At 52.0% G+C, this 19,741-nt stretch carries 11 protein-coding genes; 3 read left to right on the top strand and 8 right to left on the bottom strand.

The window, feature by feature from the left end:
- Nucleotides 1-2 precede the first annotated feature (2 nt).
- From EQV97_RS21950 to EQV97_RS21940, 3 genes are read left to right on the top strand one after another with little or no spacing between them, the layout of a single operon-like run.
- The gene (locus tag EQV97_RS21950; protein ID WP_240889957.1) at nt 3-908 is read left to right on the top strand and encodes a hypothetical protein; all 906 of its coding nucleotides are present in this window, start codon (nt 3-5) and stop codon (nt 906-908) included.
- Entirely contained in the window at nt 901-4,191 is a 3,291-nt protein-coding gene (locus EQV97_RS21945; RefSeq protein ID WP_240889956.1) for a hypothetical protein, read from the top strand. Before EQV97_RS21950 ends, EQV97_RS21945 begins: the two co-directional genes overlap by 8 nt.
- Entirely contained in the window at nt 4,188-4,910 is a 723-nt protein-coding gene (locus EQV97_RS21940) for a hypothetical protein (RefSeq protein WP_240889955.1), read from the top strand. Before EQV97_RS21945 ends, EQV97_RS21940 begins: the two co-directional genes overlap by 4 nt.
- A 27-nt stretch (nt 4,911-4,937) precedes the next feature.
- Here the strand turns inward: EQV97_RS21940 and EQV97_RS21935 are convergent, their stop codons facing one another.
- The 8 genes from EQV97_RS21935 to EQV97_RS21900 all read right to left on the bottom strand — a co-directional run bounded on the left by EQV97_RS21935 (nt 4,938) and on the right by EQV97_RS21900 (nt 19,694).
- Nucleotides 4,938-11,366 carry an AAA domain-containing protein gene (locus EQV97_RS21935; protein ID WP_240889953.1) on the bottom strand — a complete coding sequence of 2,143 codons (6,429 nt, stop codon included), beginning with the start codon at nt 11,364-11,366 and terminating at the stop codon, nt 4,938-4,940.
- A 10-nt stretch (nt 11,367-11,376) separates the two neighbouring features.
- A complete protein-coding gene (locus EQV97_RS21930; protein WP_240889950.1) occupies nt 11,377-13,650 on the bottom strand; it encodes a hypothetical protein in 2,274 nt (757 codons plus the stop codon).
- A gap of 215 nt (nt 13,651-13,865) precedes the next feature.
- Nucleotides 13,866-14,501: a 7-carboxy-7-deazaguanine synthase gene (gene queE, locus EQV97_RS21925; protein ID WP_240889949.1), complete on the bottom strand. Its 636-nt coding sequence runs from the start codon at nt 14,499-14,501 to the stop codon at nt 13,866-13,868.
- Nucleotides 14,502-14,564: 63 nt separating this feature from the next.
- On the bottom strand, nt 14,565-15,266 hold the full coding sequence (gene queC / locus EQV97_RS21920; protein WP_240889948.1) for a 7-cyano-7-deazaguanine synthase QueC: 702 nt from the start codon (nt 15,264-15,266) through the stop codon (nt 14,565-14,567).
- A gap of 27 nt (nt 15,267-15,293) precedes the next feature.
- Nucleotides 15,294-16,349 carry a DGQHR domain-containing protein DpdB gene (gene dbpB, locus EQV97_RS21915; protein ID WP_095965350.1) on the bottom strand — a complete coding sequence of 352 codons (1,056 nt, stop codon included), beginning with the start codon at nt 16,347-16,349 and terminating at the stop codon, nt 15,294-15,296.
- The gene (dpdA, locus tag EQV97_RS21910) at nt 16,346-17,644 is read right to left on the bottom strand and encodes a tRNA-guanine transglycosylase DpdA (protein ID WP_240889942.1); all 1,299 of its coding nucleotides are present in this window, start codon (nt 17,642-17,644) and stop codon (nt 16,346-16,348) included. Before dpdA ends, dbpB (EQV97_RS21915) begins: the two co-directional genes overlap by 4 nt.
- A complete protein-coding gene (gene dbpB / locus EQV97_RS21905; protein ID WP_240889940.1) occupies nt 17,641-18,762 on the bottom strand; it encodes a DGQHR domain-containing protein DpdB in 1,122 nt (373 codons plus the stop codon). The genes dpdA and dbpB (EQV97_RS21905) overlap by 4 nt, the downstream gene beginning before the upstream one ends.
- Nucleotides 18,759-19,694: a hypothetical protein gene (locus tag EQV97_RS21900; protein ID WP_240889939.1), complete on the bottom strand. Its 936-nt coding sequence runs from the start codon at nt 19,692-19,694 to the stop codon at nt 18,759-18,761. The genes dbpB (EQV97_RS21905) and EQV97_RS21900 overlap by 4 nt, the downstream gene beginning before the upstream one ends.
- Nucleotides 19,695-19,741 lie beyond the last annotated feature (47 nt).

Here is a 19,741-nt window from a genome sequence, read left to right as displayed (position 1 = left end):
TTATGAGTTTGTTGTCAGACATTCAGGGTTCCGCCGAGCGCATTTGGTCTCTTCTTCGTTTGCTTGACGCTAACGGTGGATGGATGAAGCGCGATGAAGTGCCGCAGTGGATGAATCCGCAATTTACGGCTGAATCCTCTGTCGCACCGGGTCCGGACGCTACCGCTTTAAGCCAGACAGTCGGCGCGGCTGTTAGTGTAGGGTTAATTGCTGCCACCGATGGTGGCTACCGCTTACTCTTAGAGAACGTACCTCTTCGTTTCGACGGCTTTGCAGATGCGGTACATCAAACACTCTGCCAGTTGCCTTCTGGCCATGCCGACTACGTGGTGCTCGAGGCATATGCCGCCATCGTCATTCTTACTGAAAAGTACGGTGGGACCCATTGGATTCGTGAGCGAAACAACACTGAATTGGCCGATACGGTCCTTGCCCAGGCGCTGCGAGCAGACTCGGAGGAGGAGCGCCGGTTTAATAGTACAAAGCTGACGCCTTGGGTTCGGTGGGTAACTTTTATGGGGCTCGCTATGCCACAACAGGCACGTGGGGCGCTATACCCAACAATTACTGAGCGTCTAGAAAGAGAGCTTTCTGTATTGGTCGACACGCTTTCACCGGTTACCGAACATGTTTTCGCAGACTTTCTCGTCAGCCTCGGACAACGAATGCCCTACATCGACGGGGGAGCATTGTTCATCGACCTTGCCCAGCGGAAGGGGTTGCGTCCCATGGGCCGGAGGCTTTCCCGAGTGTTGAGTAATGCACTAAGGGATCTGCATGACGATGGCCGCATTGAGTTAATTGCGGTTGGGGATACGGCCGGTATGTATGAGCTAGTGGGCGAAGCCCACCCAGTTCGGGCCGTTACTAGCATCAGATTTACACTGGGAGCCGATAATCATGCCTGAGCTTCCTTACAAAGCATGTTGGAGTGCACAGGCGGCGCGTGAAATTCTCCAGACGGAAGCTTTAGCTAACCGCGAAGGTGCCTTTTTAGCGGTACACCAGTCCATTACTAATCTTGCGATCGGTGGCGCGCGCGCCAGTGATGTAGACGAAGGGACTGATGAAGGCGTTCTGCAGGCACTAGCGCGTCCAGAAAATCGTCACGTCTTCTGTGTAGTGGAGGGCGAACCGGGTTCTGGCAAGTCGCATCTGATTCGTTGGATGAAGGTCAAGTGGCCAAAGAAGGACATGGTGCTGCTTATCCAGCGCGCCGACGGTAGCTTGCCGGGGGCCTTACGAGAGTTAAAAAATGCACTTGGGGGCGAGTATGGCAACCTCTTTGATCAGTTAGGGCAGCGGCTAGAAGCTAGCTTTGAGGGGCGCGTTCATGTGTTTCAGCGCACACTTGCCGCTAGCCTGGCTGAAGCACATTTTGAACAACCGCTAGATGATGCTAAGGAGTGCGGAAAACATGATCTGGCACGACTGCTGGATTCGGCTGTCGTGCAAGAGCGCTGGAAAGGACCCGAACGCGTGCTTAAAATCATGGCTGGTATGGGGGGGCAACGGGACCAGGCAGTAGCGCGATTTAACTTGTACGACATTGCCGAACTAGGTCAGCTTGAGCCTGCGGTTCGGGACTGTCCGCCAAGGGCACTAATGTTTCTCAGAAAGCTACGCCACGAAAGTCGAGCGATATTGGCGCAACTTGAAGCTAATGACACTCCGGATCAGGTGCTGGCTGATCTGAAGAATGATGTTCCTTATTCCTGCCTACTCATGGAGGCGCTGAACCGGCGTCGCGACTATGGCGTGCAGAATGTATTGGGCATCTCTATGGACGGGCTCAAGGAGATCTTTCTAACGCTGCGTCGTCGACTGAAGAGCGAAGAGCGACGCCTAGTACTGCTACTGGAAGACATCACTGCTTGGGAGGGTCTTGACAGCCAATTGATCGACGTCCTCGTGACCGACAGCACCACAAGACAGAGCGATGATCTGTGCGATTTAATCTCTGTAGTGGGCTTGACACCGAATTATATGAATTCCCTGCGAGGCAACTATCTTGGCAGGATCACCCACCGTGTGACACTCGGTCGGGAGGGCGATAGAGGGCAGTTTCTTGAGACCAGCCAATTGCTAACGTCCGAGAGTCGGGAGCACTTCGCCGCGAACTATCTGCGGGCTATACGGGCGGGCCTCACCGCTCTGGATGAGTGGCGGCATAATGGCGCGAGGCAAGACCAAATCCCCAATCGATGTGATCAATGCCTAGTTAGGCTTGGTTGTCATCAAGCCTTTGGGGCAAGTGAGGGGGTCGGGCTTTATCCGTTAACATCGCAAGCTCTTACGACGATGTATGAGGCTCTATCGGATCCGTCGGGTCGCATGACGCTCAAGACTCCGCGTGGGATGATCCAAGGCGTTCTGGGCCCCGTCCTGCTCACGCCTTCCACCCTCGATGATCGAATATTTCCTCCATCTGAGGTGGAAAGTAGCGATTGGCTCCCGCAGGAAGCTACGCGAGTCACTGCAAGGCTTGAGGACCAACTATCGTATGCGGCTAGCAATGAACCGGAAATCGCAGAGCGCTTACGGCGGCTTGTCACGCTCTGGGGGGCGCCAGGTGCGCAAGGTACAACTCTGTGGAATGAAGGCTTAGCGTTTGCAGCAATCCCAGCGCCCATCTTTGAAAGTTTTGGACTTCCTTGGCCAGGGGAAGCGACCGCCATGCCTGCAGCGAGCGGGGCGATTTCTGTCAGGACCCAGGTGGCTAGTGAAGTTGGAAGGACCGATACAACAGAAGAGTTGGGGCAGTCCTTTGATCCCCCTGCCTTGCGCCGAACCCCCTCATCGATCACGCCCCGGACGGCTCAACCTGCTACCCATCGTTCACATGGGGCAAAGACTGCTTCCATTCGGAACAAATGGCAGCAGATGGTACAAGAGCTCACAGAGTGGCGGTCTGGCGGGCGATTGGGAAGTCTGAATGATTGGGAAGGTCTGCTCAGCAGCTTGGTCAGAGGACTGCCTCGCCATCGTTTCGACGTCTCCGATTGGCTGTTTGATCGCGTGTTCACTGAGAACAATATTAAGTTCGAGGGCGAGCGCAAAAGTGACGTTCGTAACTTTGTGGTACCCAAAGAGAAATGGCTCATTCTGGGGCTTGAGGCGCATGTCACCTTATTGTCGGGCTCCGAGTTGCAAGCCGATGTGGAGGAGGCCTATCGCCGCCTTCATTCTCGGATGCTTCGGCGGGTGGCCGAACTTGCTCAAGCACATCTAGAGCGTCGCTTACTGGCTTTAGATGGTGGGGAGCCTTGGCAGGTGGCTGGCAATATCGCCCAAGTACTCCTGGCGAGGGCGTGGCTCCGTGGCGACGTCAAGCCAGATCAACCGCTAGCTGAACAATTTGTTCGCTTGCTTAGCGATGAAGGCCGTCCGACTACCAACCCGACGGACCGTGTTAATTCCTGGAACGAGGTTCTTACCAAAACCGATAAAAATCACAAGCTTCTGCGCGAGAATCTGCGGTCTTCGCTCTCGTTGCGTCAGGGAGAAGGGAGGGGTTATGGCGTGGCTGATGCTGGTGCGGTGGTTCGTGCTCTTCTGCAGATGCAGGAGAGCTTGCGGCTTTCCCCCACGCCTCGGGAAGTGGGCCCAGGGCTAGATGCAATGGCACAAATTATTGATTTGGTTAAGGAGATTGATGGGCGTCTAAAGGATCTCCCTCGGTACGAAGGCGAACGGCTAAAGAACCGTGGTCAGGCGCTGTTCGCAATGATGCGCGGTCGCAGTCTGAGCGATCACGTCGAAAGGATCGACCATGCACTTGTGGAAGTTAGTAAGCAATTGCCACAGGCTGCGCCCGATGCAATCAAGGACTGGAAGGGGGCCTACACTAAGGCCAAGAGCGATAACTTTTTCGATGATAATGAAAGCTCTCCAGCTGGACGAGTAGAAGCCTTTCTGCTGGATTCTCTTGAGGATAATTGCAGCGAACCGGAACTAGGGTTAGCTGAAAAACTTGCGAAATGCATTGAAGCACCAGCAGGCGACATGCGGCAGGCTCGAGATCTGCTAACACTTGGAGAAAACGCAATTAAGCGGAGTTATGACTACGCCCTTGAGTTTATTGGCACTTCTGGAACTAGTAGCGGAGATTCTACGCGGGTGCGCCAATTTGGCCTGCAGGTGCATGACTCTGCTGCAGGGATGCTTACGGACTTGGAGAAAATGTCATGAATTTAGTGCTCGAAAACGCAACAGATGTCGAACTCGCACCTTTGGAGGAACTGGAGGTGTTGCTGAAGGATATTCCGGCGGCAAAGGAACGAACCTTTTTTGGAAATGCATTAGTTAAAGCATATGAGCAAGTGGTACAAAGCGAGTCTCTAGTTGAGTCACTTCGAGAAGTTGAGGTCTACTTCGCCATGTGCACGAAGTATCTAGATCTCCCTGAGGAAGTGCGGACGGAGTTAAAGTGCATTCAGCAGCTTGGTAGTCGGGTGGCAGGCGTCGATAGTCGTGAAGATTATCTTGACGTTCGCCACCACGTATCGAACCTTGAGCGAGAGATCGGTGCTCTCAAAAGAGCAGTGAACCAAGCGTTTGAAAGGATGATCCAGCGCGAGTTCGCCAGTATAGGGGCGCTTGGCGCTGTCCTCAGCAAGGTAGATGAGACAAGAGAGTTGGGAAAACGCATGGAGATGTTAGGACGTCAAGCAAAAGAGGTAAGCAAACGTTCGACAACTCAGGTTGTCGTCGAGGTCGAACGCTTACGGTCTGAGCGCCAAGTTATGCGGGATGAACTCGATAGTTTTGGTGCCGATGAAGCCGTGTTAGCGTTCTTGCAAGACATCAGCCAGGGCGCGCTACCCTTGTCACGTATTAACGGTAGCGTTTTGCCCTGGCTTGAACAACATCACGCGGTCGGATTGCTAACTATTTCCCTAAGCGCGTAGGCGGCAATGCCTCGGTTTCATCTCTGCCTACTGTCGTAGGTTCGCGTCTACGAATTTCTTTAGCAGTCGGCGACTAACAGCGGCCTCGACTATGCCGGCGGGCATAATATCGCTGCCGGTGTGCAAGCATGCCTGGCACCCATCGACGCACAGGTGGCCACTTATTCGATAAATCTGATCGGCGAGACGTGCTTCTGCTGACAAGCTGTCTTCCTGGTTCGCGTCCTCAATGCTGGCGTAGCAATGCAGCAGAGCGTGCGTAGTGGGGGCTGCTCCAGATCCTTCCCGAGCACGTCCGACAACTGCACTTACTAACTCCCAGGTCGAGGGTTGGCGCCCCATTTGTTCTCGCAACGCATCTTCAATATGTCGAGCCTCACTCCATAGATCGTAATAGGCGAACTCATAGTCGCCGATTGACTCAACGCCGTACAACACACGTAGCAAAGTATGGAATGGGACTTCGTCGCTTTCGGCTAGCCGAAGATCTCTCCTAAGACTATCGAGTGTTGTGGCATCCCGAGGGCTCAGGAGTCTCCATTGAGGGTGGTTCTCCTTCATTTGCCATGCCCGTGCTAGTAGCGCATCTTCGGCTGCATTGGGACATTCAGTGAGGAAACCCTCAGCAAGATCCTTGAGGGCATCATCCAACCGTCCCACGAATGTGCGTGTAGTTCCATCTCCATACTCACCATTCTCGGCGATCGTTACGATATCGTCTGCTGCCATGCCAAACTGGATTGGTAGTTTAGCGTGACAGACTACACGGCGTTCGTCCCCTCGCCCGTGCAGAACAAAAGCGTGCTTAAGGCGAATCGCTAGACTATGCAACACAAGGCTGCGCAGATACATTTTAAAGTGTTCTGGGTTCTCCAGGTTGGTGAACACTTCCCTCAGCAAATCTTGGAAGGCTTGTGAACCCGCAGCCTCCGCGACCTGTTCGGTGCGGCGCTCGGACAGCAAGGGGTGCTGATGAAGTACCTCCTGATAGGTCTGCAAGAACAACTCGCGGACACGTCGCCTGTCCCATAGTTTAGTCAGTTGTAGGAGTTTCTTGCGCAGAGTTGGGTTACCTGCTGCTGCCGCAATAATTTCGGCGGCTCGCTGGGCCTGATAGCTATTCATGTCGACGCTGCGTGCACGCCGCTGAACGATGTATCGCAGCATTTGTAGGCGGTACCACTTGCCCTCTTCACTATCGGGGCTCATTGCCGCGATCTCATGATCGACAAATCGAGAAAGGGCTGCACTATCGATGTGGAATCGGACACCTTCAGTAGTTACTCGATAACCGAAGAGCACCGCTTCGAGAGTCTTTGGGTGGGTGAACAATTGGCTGATCTGAAGTGAATCTACACGTGCATCACAGAATCGAACTTCGCTATCAGCCCCCCAATATACACGGGCCAGTTGTAGTCCGCTCTCAACGTGTGTAAGTGTGCCGCCGGTATGGATGTCCAACCGTTCGATTATCCCAGATAGCACACCTGGGTCATTGCTGTGCGCAGACGAGGCGTCGGCTTGGATAACTGGAAAACCTCGTAACTGGCCGCTGCTCTTGTGATGAACTTTCAGCGCTTCATCCAATGTTTGGGTGCCGGCAGGAATTTGAAAGAGCTCTGTGTAGTCTTTATTTGCCTGCCATCGAGAGACCCACTGACCTTGCAACTTACCGCCAACTTCAGTTTTTATGTGCGTTGGGCAGAATACAACTGGATGCAGGCTGCTGCTTTTGCCGATTTCTTTACGTGCCTCTGCTGGAAGCAACTGCAATAGGGCATCCGCACCGCCAAAGTCGAGTTGATTGGCATCGGCCATTTCCTGTGCATCCAGCCAGGGCTGACGTCCAGCGGAAGGGGCTCGCCAGTGAAGTTCCCTACTTCCATAGCGGTGCGTCATGTTGCCCGGAGCAATATTGTTGAGCGCCAGGGAAATATCCTCATTCACGCATTCGTCTTTTTGCTCCCGCTCAAAATGCACTGTAAGTACTGGGAGGTTCACGGTCTCAAATAGAGTTTTGGGTACCCAAGGCGTCCAGGCACGCCTCTGGTTGGCATTCTCTGCAGATTGGAGTGGGTGTTCTGCCGCCAGTTGGACTGTCCGCCAGAAGGTATCTATGCAAGCGGTATCGAGAATGGAATAGACGCTGTTCCCGAATATTTGTTTCAAAGCTCTATCCGCGTCGGTTGCTACACTCGGGTGTAGGCAACCCGATCCGTCGATTCCCGACGATCGCTTTTTTGCCTCGTGACGGGCGATTACATCTAATACCAGAGTGATGGCTTGACCACGTACGACCGCGTGGTTGGTCATGTTCAGTGGTACTTCAAAGTGCTTACTATCGAGGAGGGTTTGAGGCTTTCTAAAATACCAACTGTCGCGGGCTGAGTAGGGCGACAATGTAATTCCGGTTAAGGGCCTGTCGTCTGCCCCGCGTCCTCCACGACCTTTCCGCTGAATGAAGCTTGCGAGATTGACCGGGGCATAATGTTGGTAAACGAGGGTCATATCTGGGTCGTCATAACCGACCTCCAAGGACGATGTAGCAAAGACGATATCGCTGTCTTTTATCATTTCCTCGGCACGAGCACCGGCACCAGACCATACCGGGCTATTAGTAACCTTTAGGGGGGAGTTCGGCTTATAAAGTCCGTTTGCCGTCCATTGCCGATTGTCGTTGGCGGCGAAGAACCAGCATTCACCCTTCGTAAAGCAATCGCAGCCAATGGGCTGTTTACAGCAATGCTGACGCAGGCCTCCAGTGGCGGAGTCTGGGAAAGAATAGGTGCGAAGTCGCGCTAGATTATTGTTCTCTTCGGCATCCTGATAGTCGTGGTGCAGACGCTTGACTTTATCGACCGAGTCCAGAAAGACGATACTGCGGAAACCACCTTCTGTACCCGTACGCCGTCGCATGCCATGAGCCAGTACCATCAGACTTTGAATGGTAGAGGAGGCGCCCGCGATGTCCTTACCTCGCGACTCAACTTCTGGTTGAATGAAGTAGAAGTACTCGCGGCCCTCGATACTGAGTTCGCGCTCGTGATCGTCAACTTGGATTGCCGTGACGGCGTTACCTCCTGCCAGAGTACGCCACACTTCGGTTGGTTCGCCGAGTGTGGCGCTCATCCCGATGGCGAGACATTTTCCGCCGTTAGCCTCGGCTCGCGCCAGTAGTCGTCGTAATGCATATCCGATTTGTGCACCGTGAATATGCGAGTAGAGGTGAATTTCATCAGCCAGTAGCGCTCTCGGAGGTGCATGCTCTGGGTGATCCCCGAAGAGAGATCCGTACCTGGGATCTCCTAACCACTGGTGTAGAGACTCAGTTGTCGGTAAAAACAATGCTGGTGGAGTTTCTATTAGGCCTTGCTTGCTTCCGATCCATCCACTGTACCCCCAGTCGCATTTAGCTCCGATACACGCGAGGCGGTCGGCACCCTTGATGCCTGCTCCTGGATTTAAATGCAGGAGAGAGTCGCATTTTGGACAATGGAAGAAGGGAAATTCATAACATCCAGTCGCTCCTACGCCGGGCTTCCATACTTCCTCATTTACTTTGAGGGAGAAGCTTCTAGGCACGTCACCGTTCTGAAGTCCAATTGTTAGTAAGGGCACCGAAGAATCTACGGCGAGTTCAGCTAAGTAGCGGGTTAGGCGTTGGGCCTGATTCGCCGCCAAACGCACACGGGGATAGACGAGAATGGCTCGGGTGCCATGGATGTGTCGTAGCCGATCATATAAAGCGCCGATGATGAGCGGTAGACAGGCAGCTTCGGTCTTGCCTGCTCCTGTGTCTGCAGTTATGACAAACCGATCACAGGCTTCGTCTGTTTGCATCCAAGCGGGTACTAATGTAAGTAAAGAACGTGCTTGAAAGCCGCGTAACGTGGGGTCTTTGACCTTCCAATCGCGACATAGTGCGGCCGATAAAGCGTCAACCGCAACTGAAAACAGTGGTTCTTTAGGCACCAAAATTTTGAGTTGAGCAACAACAGTGCTTAAGAGGTGAGTAGGTTTCGGCTTGTCGCGATTGCGTATCTCAACCTTAAGTCCTCGAACGAGAAAAGGTCGTCGGTCAGAGTCTTCGGGAGTGAAGCGCTGCTTAACATAGCGCACTTCGCGTGCAAGTTCGGCCATACGGCTACGCAGTCGCCCATCTCCGGTATGCAGCAAATGGCCATGTAGTTCTAAGCGGCGCACTGCTCCTGCTACTACTGATTTGCTTAAGACAAGACTCTCTGCCAGTCCTCCTATATTGTGCCAGCCCTCGAAGACTCCGAAATTTATTCGGCGGGCCTCCAAATCCTCAAGGCGATTCAGAACGCTAAAGTCAACGTCCGACAACTTTTCATCAAGGGGAGCTGGTGGAATGTCTCTTTCTTTTGATTCCGGATTGTTTCCACTCAAATCCACAACGAGACGCTGGTACTTATCCTGGGAGAAGCAGACTAGGCCCTGCGCTGCCAAGTCTGCACAGATCGGATGTAATAGATCGCTACCGTCTGGGCTTAAGCAGTCAAAGCGGTCTCTCACTAGGTAGTAGAGCGGGGGAAATCGACCATTGCGAGTCTGCTGAATCACTTCTTCCAAGTGAGCCAGAAGCGTATCTTTGGCGATATTATAGAGTCGGCGCGCAGGTTCCAGAGGATAAATACGAAAGTACTCGCCGTGTTGGGTCTGAACAGGAATTAGGCTAATAACGCCATGTCGGTGAAGTGTAATCAGATCTGACAAGATTTCCTTTGTTTGCCTAGCTAACGCTTTTGCCAAAAGATAGTCGCGTGCTACACCCTTATTGTCCAACATGGCCTGACTACGAATCGTCGCCAGCATGCTTTGGAGCCAAGCGCTCATCGGTGGAAGGTCGACAACCAAAGGATTTGGTAGTGTGCTGATCTGCGGTAATTCGCTGGACTCATCGAAACTGCCCAGTCGAATGTTGACTTGAACAGGCGTCCCATTGGGTAGTGGGAGTCCGATCTGTCCTGCGTCTCGGGCTTCGAATACAAACTCTCGTAGAATTTGAGCCGAGTCGAGTTGGTCCTGTTCGGACGGAACGGCATCCAGCAAATTACGCGACACGAGCAGTATGAACTTTGAGCGTGCCCGAGTGATAGTGACGTTCAGCCGAAGTGGACTGAAGATGAAATCTGCTTCAGCTAACGCAAACTCTGAGTCTGCAACTGTGTAACTCGCAATAATTGCATCGCGTTCTTTGCCTTGAATTCGATCAACTGTCTCGACCACAACCTTGCTGCCCCGGCTATCACCAAGAAGTTTGCGAATAAGGGCATTCTGCGCTCGGTGAGGGCTTACTACTGCAAGGCGCTCGGCCCAAAAAGCTTGGTCAGAGTCGTCTGAGTCTCCTGGTTCAAGTCGGGTTCGAAGAAGCCTCGTAAGATGAGCGGTAAGCTTTGCTTCGAATTCATTGCTAGTAGCGGCAGAAGGGCCGTCGTGCAATAGGACGCACAATGGGTGTTCGGGGTCGAGAACACGCTGTTCCCATTCCTGTAGTCCCTCGCGCCAGTTCGATCGTAGGTTTAAACGACGTTCGTAAACAGGCGCAGCACTAAAATATTTACCTTCGTAAAACTTGCGCTGGGGATATCGGGTTAGAGGTCCGTTGAGACGAAATGTCTCGTCTAGCGAGAATTCGCTGGTATTGCAGGAGCGCAAAAAGGAATACAGCGATCCGCCTAGCCGAGGGCCGGAGGTATGGTGCTTGTGTTCCTCCCGAATCGGCGGCAGTTGGCGATCATCGCCCGCAATTAATACGCGCCCGCCTGGTGCCAGCGCCGCAAGCGCCATAAGCCCCTGCGATACCAACATCTGGGAGGCCTCATCCATGCAGACGAGCCGAAATAGCGCAACTGTATGGCCATCGCTTGGTGGCTTCGGAGCTTTTGTGATAAGCCGATTCAGTTGCCAGACCGTGCAGCCTAAGATCGCATGTGGTTCGGAAAGCTTATTCCAGATCTCGTCAATTGAGCTATCACTGATGGCAGGTAGTTGTTCAACCCCCTCAGGCAGAGGGCCGGCAGGTTTCCCTAGGTAGTACATTGGTACTGGTACTGGAAGGTGCTTAGATAGGCGCTTCGTGAGGCCTTCCATGAGATTGGAAATAGCGTTACGGGTGAATGCTGTCACTAAAACCCGGCAGGGCGTATCACTGCGTCGGCAAGCTTCTAGATATCCAGTTGCCATCCATGAGAGAGCATGAGTCTTACCGGTTCCAGGCGGTCCAAGAATGAGTCCTACCCGTTGATTAGAAAGCCCCAACCAGGCATCGCGCTGCGCTTGCCGTAGTGGCTTATCTTGTTCTCGAGCATTAATTGCTGGTTCCACCACCTCGGTAAGGCCTTGCATCCACAGTTCGGCATCGTTCGGGAGCAGCGTGGACGCAAATTCTTGGGGGTTGCGAAGGAAAAGCTTGATGTCATCCTTGGTTTGCACGGGCGGGACTCTATTTAGCGTCAAGGTAGGCTAGAAATTCTTGAGCGCGGTAGCTGGTGAAGTCTTCGTAAACCCGATCAAGGAACCAGCCTGGGCCCTCGATTTCGCGTAGCCACTGCTGAAATAGCGGTTTTTCTTGTGGCTTGTGAATGGTCACGAGGATACTGTCGAATTGGTGTTTATCTTGTCTAGGAGCGATCGATACTCGGCATTCGCCCCAGCGATATGGGTTGAGGCGAATATCAGGATCATCGTTCGTCAAAATTAGAGCGAAATCATCAGAGGATATATCGCTATCTTGGCTTTCCAGAGGTATTTTGAAGAGTAACCATAGTTTTCCGTTAGTATTGCCACTTTTCAAAAGTTTGAGTTCTGCCATGCACTGTCCGCTTGCGCGTCGTTGCGGGAACGCCTGAGTAAGCCGAACCAGCGTAGCTAGCATCGACGAGCGCGCCTCTAGTAACTCGTATGCCTGCAATATGTCCAAGTCCTTCGCGTTTAGTGGGTCGAGCATAGCTTGGAAGCGAAATGGCCTTTTGTTAAGTCTCAAAAAACGTTTTGCGGAGTTAAGGTTTTCCTCAAGTAACCATTCAACTAGTGACGCTGTCGTCTCAAGCCGAGCCTCGACATCTGCTTTAATCGCTTCAAGATTTCCTCGATCTTCTGAGTTACGAAGAGCTCGAATTACATCCATGGCTAAGAGCGATGAAAACTCGCGCCGGAACGGTCCGTGCGGCCTATAAACGTTGCAGAAATTCGCGTCGCAGACGGCGATCGCTTCGCTGACTTGGCGAAGGTCATAGGATACTCGTACAGGCAATGCAAACAATTGCTCGAACACGCTTCTGAGCGCTGTCGCAGGAAGGTGGTGTATACCGCGCAACTCCGGTTCTGGTACCAAATCTTCAGGCGGAAAGAGCCTCACCGCATGCAGTAGTCCGGTTCTAATCCTTGGGTCGTCTAAATGTCTACCGATGGCGTTCTGCAAGTACTGAGCTTCTGTCGGCTCAAACAGAAATATATGTGCGTGCAATTCCGCATTTGGATCTCCAACGTGTTGTTGATTATGTGCATCAATCGCGGTGAGGTCTTCAATGAGACTGCCCATAACATCAGAAATTGCATTTGCTTCTGCTGATTTGTCACCTTCCTTCAGTACGCGCACTATCGAGTGACTCTTAGTCGCGCTCTTGAATCGGTATCCGAGGGTGACTAAATTGTCTTCTACCGGGTCATAGTCCGCAACAATGTAGAGTGCCGCGTCCACGCGCGGAGGCATTAAATATGTCGCTAGGTCCGGAATGCGTTGAAGCCTTCCTTGAGTCTGAGCCTTTGCACGGGCGATCAATACTTCAGCCCTTCGCTGTAGTGACCAATTTAGGTTAGGGCTTTGGGCGTTAAGATGGGCTTCAGTGAGCGCACCTAAATTGCTTATTCCTCTACGCAGTAACGTTTTTTTGCCTTCGTGGGTAAGTCCAGGAACAGCTGAGATATCTCTATCCGCGGCATCGGCTTTATTGATGCTTTTAATGCAGTGCGGCAGGTATTGGCACTGTTCGCATTTGTAGTAGATGTGGAAAAAAGTGTCATCGCGATAACGTGATACTTCTTTTTGGCTGATTGTTAGCAGTTCACGACTAAAAAAGTCTTTCACGAGTCGGCGGTAGGGTTGTAGGTCAAAAACCTCAGACCGATGTATGCCTTCGTCTGCAAGGGTTCCTTCCTTGATGCACCAGATTTCTCCTTGAGAGGAAATAACTCCTGGCACTCGCAAATCTACCAGAAGCTTTTCAAGCAACTCGGCGTAAAAAGCCACTTGAGCTTTGTGAAACGCACGAGCGGACTGAGTGCCTTTGATGTCGATAATACTGAATACAGGCGGCTCTACGCTACGATCGACTCGTATGAGATCAGGAAACGAGCGACGAAGAGATATCCCGTCTGGGAGGGTCAGCGCGGTACTCGCAGTACGGTGGGCGTCTAGAGTTGCCTGTGGGGCATAATTATGCGAGAGGCTGCCTCGTAAAAAAGCTTCTGTACGTGCTTGGCTCAGTTTGTCTTCGCCAGGGGCAAGGGGCAAGGCTTGTCCCGTGGCGATAAGTTTTTGTACGATGGCAGTTTCAAACTCGTTCCCTAGGCTAGCCCATGCGCCAACATCCGTGGGCACCTTGTCCACACCGGCAGTGACCAATTCATTGGATTCCATCATTTCGTAGCGCGTCTTGCGCTCGCAGCGGTACTGAAACCAAGATTTAATCGTAGAAGCGCTAAGCGAAAGGGCCATTCGAAACTCAAAATAGAGATTTGTATCCCGAGCATTGCAGACCTGCGATGCGACCGCAAGAGGTAGGGTCAAGAGGTAGGGTAGGGACGAGATCTACTATATATTTTCTAACGACGTGCGATGCTTTTTCTGCGATATAGGATGAGGTCGTTCTCAAGCAGTTCAGCCGCGAGGAAAGCAGTTGTATCCTGCGTTAAAGCTGAGTTAAGTAATTTCTACTGAATCATCAATATTTTATGTTGCTGCAAGCTAAGTCGCCACTTAGGGTTGCTCTTGCAATAATCAACAGTGGCCTCAGTATTTTTTTTTGCATGTGGGCCATCCATTGGTTGAAGGTAGAAATGTTTAAAATTTAGGTGCTCATACAAATATGGCATGGCGTCACTTTGCGGGAATACAAGCTTCAGTTCATCACCTTGGGTGATCTTTAATTGAACGCTTGATTTTGGGCTAACACAAAGCCAGTCTATACCCAAGGGGGGAGCGACGGTGCCGTTGGTTTCAACAGCTATGCTGAAGTTTAGCTTGTGCAGAGCATCTACCAATGCGTCATCGACCTGAAGTAAAGGTTCTCCGCCGGTCAATACCACATACTTATGATTCTGGTGGGATATTGGCCAAAACGAATCAATAGCATGAGCGAGAGCTTCAGCATTTTTGAATTTATCCCCACCTTGACCATCTGTTCCGACGAAGTCGGTGTCGCAGAATGTACAGATGGCGTTAGCCCTGTCCTGCTCCCGTCCAGACCAGAGGTTACATCCAGAGAATCGGCAGAATACCGCGGGTCGACCCGCTTGGTTACCTTCCCCCTGAAGGGTGTAAAACATTTCTTTGATACTGTAAGTCATTTGGTTTACTCACCTGATTCAGCGGGGTGGCGAGTGCTTTGATCCGCCACCGCTGAACCTTCGTTAATCTCGTTCTTGAATGTACTGCTCATACCCAGTTTTGCGCAGTTCGCAAGCTGGGCACGTTCCACATCCGTAGCCCCATTCATGTTTATCCTGTCGAGTCCCGAGGTAGCAGGTGTGGGACTCTTCTTGAATCAGGCTGACCAAATCTTGACCGCCTAGGTTTTCAGCCAAACGCCAGGTCTGAGCTTTGTCGAGCCACATCAAGGGGGTTTCAATGATCACGGGAGCGTCCATTCCGAGACTCAAGGCCACCTGGGTGGCTTTAAGGGTGTTGTCCCGGCAGTCTGGGTAGCCTGAGTAGTCGGTTTCGCACATTCCCCCGACTAGTACTGTGAGGCCCCGTCGGTAGGCAATAGTGGCTGCGGACGTCAAAAACAGCAGATTCCTACCGGGTACAAACGTATTGGGAAGTCCATTCTTTTCAAACTCTATGGTTTTTTCAGCGGTCATCGCCGTATCGCTGATCTGTCCGAGTAATTTGAGGTCAAGCACGTGATCCTCACCGAGTCGCTTGGCCCAGTTCGGAAATCCGTTACGTACCTCCTGCAAGATACTCAGCCGACATTCGAGTTCGATTCGATGCCTCTGGCCATAATCAAAGCCAATGGTCTCTACGTGCTCGTAACGTTCCAGCGCCCAGGCAAGGCAGGTGGTGGAATCTTGTCCGCCTGAAAAAAGAACTAAGGCTTTGGTGTGCATACTGCTCTCCTCGGGACTGGGTCTGATTTAGCGCCGCTTCAGTTCTTGCTTGAGTTTTTCGGTCAGATACTTGGTGAGTAATCCGATATCAGTGGGTGTGTTCTGGATACCATTCCAGGGGCGGCGGTCGGTTTCAGAAATGTGCCAATCGCCACTTGTCCATGCCGTATGAGGTTTCAAAAGCTTTAGACCTTTGATAAAACCTTCCTTGCTGGTTGTGCCTTGATCGGAGTAAAGCAACTCCATAACGAAGCTCAAAGAAACCAGACCCGCCCCGTGCTTCAAGCGTGAATTCCTGGGCGCTAGTCCTTCCCATTCCGATTTGAAAACTACACGCACTGCATGGAAGAAGTTATTGATAAGTTCGATGCTGCGCCCCTCAAAGTCATCAAACTTCATGAAGCTACGAATCGCGCCATCATTCGCAGAGTTCATCACGAACTTCTGCATCGCCATGTCGCTTAGTACTCCTCTAGGATTCGTATGTTGTTTGATCTCGCCAAATAGAGAGGAGTTAGGCAGAAAATTCAACAAATCAATAATGCGAGCAGCAAATTTACGACTCGTGAACCGTTCTGGCAGGCCGTCAACCGTCGGTAAAAGTTCATAGATCAGCGATTTTGGCAGCGGTCGCGTATTGTTGACGAGCACAAACTGCTGTCGCAGTTCGTTGTAGTCTTTACAAATCAATGCAGATACAAATACCTGGAATCCAGGTTTTTCCATCGTCGCAAGGGCGCTGAGTCGTTGTTGTCCATCGACCACAAAGCCTGGCTTGGATTCGGTAGCATCAATAATGATTTCTACAATACCCTCGCCGAGGTCTTTAATCGTTACCCCATCCAGAAAGGCCAAGATAATTGCGTTAGGAAGCAATGCATCGTCGCGCTGAAGATAGTCACGAATATCTCTGATGTGCGACGCGACTTGATGGCGCTGAAAGCCTTTGAGGTGGCCTTCTTCATCGCGGCCGACTCTCTCAATTTCAGAAAAATCTAAAATTTCATTTGGAGTGGCCGCAAACGAAAATACATCATGCCCGGAGGCCTGTTGGGCACGCACACCCTTAAATCGATAGATCATTGTTTCGAAAGTTCCAGAGTTTTCTGAAGGTGGCGGTGGTACACGCCTAAGTTATGAAATCCACGTCTCTTGTTTCGATTGCTGGCCCGAAAGATAATAGTTTCGATGCCTGCTGACTGACAAATCGAACATTGGCATTTTTGCCACGGTTTATCTCTCAGCGTGGGTGAGATTAGTCGGACGTGCTTGGCGATTTCCTTTTCCATTTCTAATGATGACGATATTGAGCCGGAAAGAGTCAGTCGGAGATAGTCTACTAGCACGGCTAAAGTTGAATCAAAGTCGAGCAGGTTTTTATCGTAGTCGCGGATTGCTAGCAACGCTGCTTTTTCTTTGATTTGTAACTCTTCTGCGCTCAGAATGCCTTTTTTTATTCCTTGCATCAGGCGTGGATTTTCAATCGCCTGAGGAATGCGAATAGCTGTGTAGTAATCCAGTTTGCTCGTGTTATTGCCCAGGTAGTAATTACACTTCGCATCTTTAAATGCGCGTATAAGGGGGGAGGTTGAGTCAAAGCTGGTAATGCCATATCCGGTGAATTCATGGATGTTCTCCGCTTTAGCAAAACCCAGCAGATGAATATTTGTCTCGGGCTTAAGGACCGCTCGAAGCTCTTTCAGCACCTCATGGATTTGATCGACTTTCAAAGGTACTAGACCTCCGATCGCCAAGTAGCGATAACCCATGTCTTCGAGTTGTTTTGCAGCGTTCGCCATGCTTTGAGGAGACCAACCCTGTACCGCTCCAAGAGGTTCGAAAGGCCATTCCGCCTCCTTCACTAAACGCAGAAACTCTTGCGCATTTTTGAGCGTAATTTCGTACCGAAACAGCACATCTTCCGACTGGCTCAGCGCTGGAGGATTGCTGGAGTCGCAGTTGAATATGATGTGGTCCGGCGAGCAACCGTGGGTGAACCCCGCGTCTGAGTAGAACTCTACTACTTCGCTTGGGCTATACGCAGGGGTAGGGTGCTCTACATAGGCGAAAGCCCCGCAGTCCCCTAGGACCATCGTATCTTTGAACTGAATGCCATCGAGTCGTAGAAATTTGCGTGCGCCTTCTCTCAAGAAGCGCTGCTGCTCGGAAGTCGAGTACCGGACCTTTGAATTAGCGACGCCATTTGCCGGTCGCACTGCGCTCATCGAGACCAAGAGCCCGTCATAAGGGACGGGCGTCATCATTTCGTGCGCATACTGGTCATCCCAGTATCTCTTCCGGCCCGGCGCATTTCGATCGTTGATGAAATCGTAGTCTGGGTCTACGTAGTCTTGGGTGTCGGCGTATAAAAATTTCATTGGTGAGCGCTGGTCATATAGAGGCGGATCAAGGTTTCTTGCAGCGCCTTGATATCTTGAGGGGTGCTTTGGATTTCATTCCACTGGACATTAATCATCGGCCACTGGCCTGTTGTCCATGCGCAGTAAGGGGCGACTCTGGCCAGTTCTTGTAACACGCCTTCGTAGGTTTCGCGCTGACCACCGATTTTGGCGTAGATCCGATCCATAAGCACGCCCATGGCGATGATCCCCGCTGAGTGCATGAGTCGACTGTTCTTGGATTCAAGTGCCCATGCCTCAGGAAACGTATCACGCACTGCCCGCCAGAAGGTCGTCAGTAGGTTGTACATTGACTCAACGTTCGCCGCACCGTCGATGCTGGAGGTATAGGGTGCCAACGCCCCCAACGGATTACCGATGCTGTTGCGGATCATCGTTATTACAGCGGTGTCAGTGATCACTGCTTTGCTATTTTGCTCGGACGACCGCTTTATGAGTTTGTGGAAAGGGGAGTTGGGGTCACGACTAAGAAGCCCGCACAACTCAGCTGGTGCTTTGCGAGCACTCAGTTCGCGGGGCAAAAGGATGCTGCCTGTCTCCGGCAGTAGTTCGTTGATCAGTCGAGTGGGCAACGGTTTGGCCTTGTTGACCAAAATGAATTGCTCGCGCTGGGTGGTCAGGCTGTCGGACACAAAACCGATCACTGGCACAGGAAGATCCGAATTGGCCGCTTTCGCCAACGCCAATGAGCGCTGTTGGCCGTCCACGATCCAGGCAGACCTCATTCCTTCCTCCCTGATAGGGATCGTCAGCGTACCCGCTTGCGAAAGCCCCGCGTCGCCTGTCGGCTTGCTTCCGCGTGCTGCAACAAAACGCAGGTCAGGAGACAGCGCTAAGATAATTGCATTGGGAAAAAGTACATTCCCCTGATTGAGGTACTCAGTGATCCCTTTGACATGACTCTTAATCTCGGGGCGCTGAAAACCCTTGAGGGGACTGCTGTCTTCGCGCGACAGGCGGCTGATGTCGGCAATTCGGACCAGGTCAGATCCCCTGATGAATAATGCATACACATCAAGGTTGTCGCCTTGCGTGGTGCGTAGTGCACGCACCACAATCGCATCTTCGCTCGTCATGCTTTGCTCTCTATGCTGTCTTGACCTTTGATGTCTTGCCAGATCCTCCGAAAGCGCGATTGCTCGCACGACACCAGGGCCTCGTCCCTTAAGTAGCGTAACAATCGGGTGGAACTGCCTTGGTAGTCAGCCCACACACACTCAAGCATGTAGGCAATTTCACTGTCCGATGCGCGCCGCCGGATGGTCGTTTTTGCTAGGGATAAAAGATCCATCGCCGCGCTGACGCTCTTTCGAGCGATCTCAGCAGGAGCACTCGACAGTTCAAGAATCTCAATGAAATGACGCAGAGCTCTCTGAGGGAAATCGTTGCGAGTGCCTGGAAGTGTTGAGGTTTCAAGGCGTTCGTCATAGGGCATCGCGATGCGTCGTAAATGGCTGGGAAGCATCTCGATGCCTGGGCGCGAAGTGAATATTCTGAGCTTGTCAATCTGCGTGTCCCTGATTTTTCCAAGGTCTTCGCCTATCAACTGGACATAGTTTGAAGAGAGGGCAATGAGCACCAAGTCGATGTCGGGTTGGCTGACGAGGTCCGCTAGGGCGCTTCCCTTTGATTGGGTGACATTCACGGCTTCCCACCAATCTGATGCGCGCACACCCAATTTTTCGAGACGTGGGATGATAGAATTCGGATCCTGAGCCACCGTCAGGTTGTACGGTGGACATCTCTGATCGCCTTCAATCAACCCTAAGCCGGTCGACGCAAACATTAGCTTCGCGTCCAACTTCGTTGCTACGCGCCTCGCGTCAGAAACGCTCCTGCCCACGTAAAGTGAAGATGCCATCAGAGTGGTGGGACGTTGGTCTATTTGCCCCTTCCACGCCTTTGCCATGGCTGCAATCGATGAATAACACTCGTCGTTCAGCACCACCGGCGGCAGGCCGTCGAGACGTTTTCGATTGGTGCAGTTGGTGATGATGACGGTTCTCATGGGAAAACTGTAGGCCTGTTTTGACGGGTGTTGCATTTATCTGAGGC

Source organism: Pseudomonas sp. TMW22090, from assembly GCF_022496665.1.
Taxonomy (GTDB): Bacteria; Pseudomonadota; Gammaproteobacteria; order Pseudomonadales; family Pseudomonadaceae; genus Aquipseudomonas; species Aquipseudomonas gregormendelii.
The sequence above is the reverse complement of the archived record's forward strand: the minus strand, read 5'-3'. Positions and strand labels throughout refer to the sequence as shown.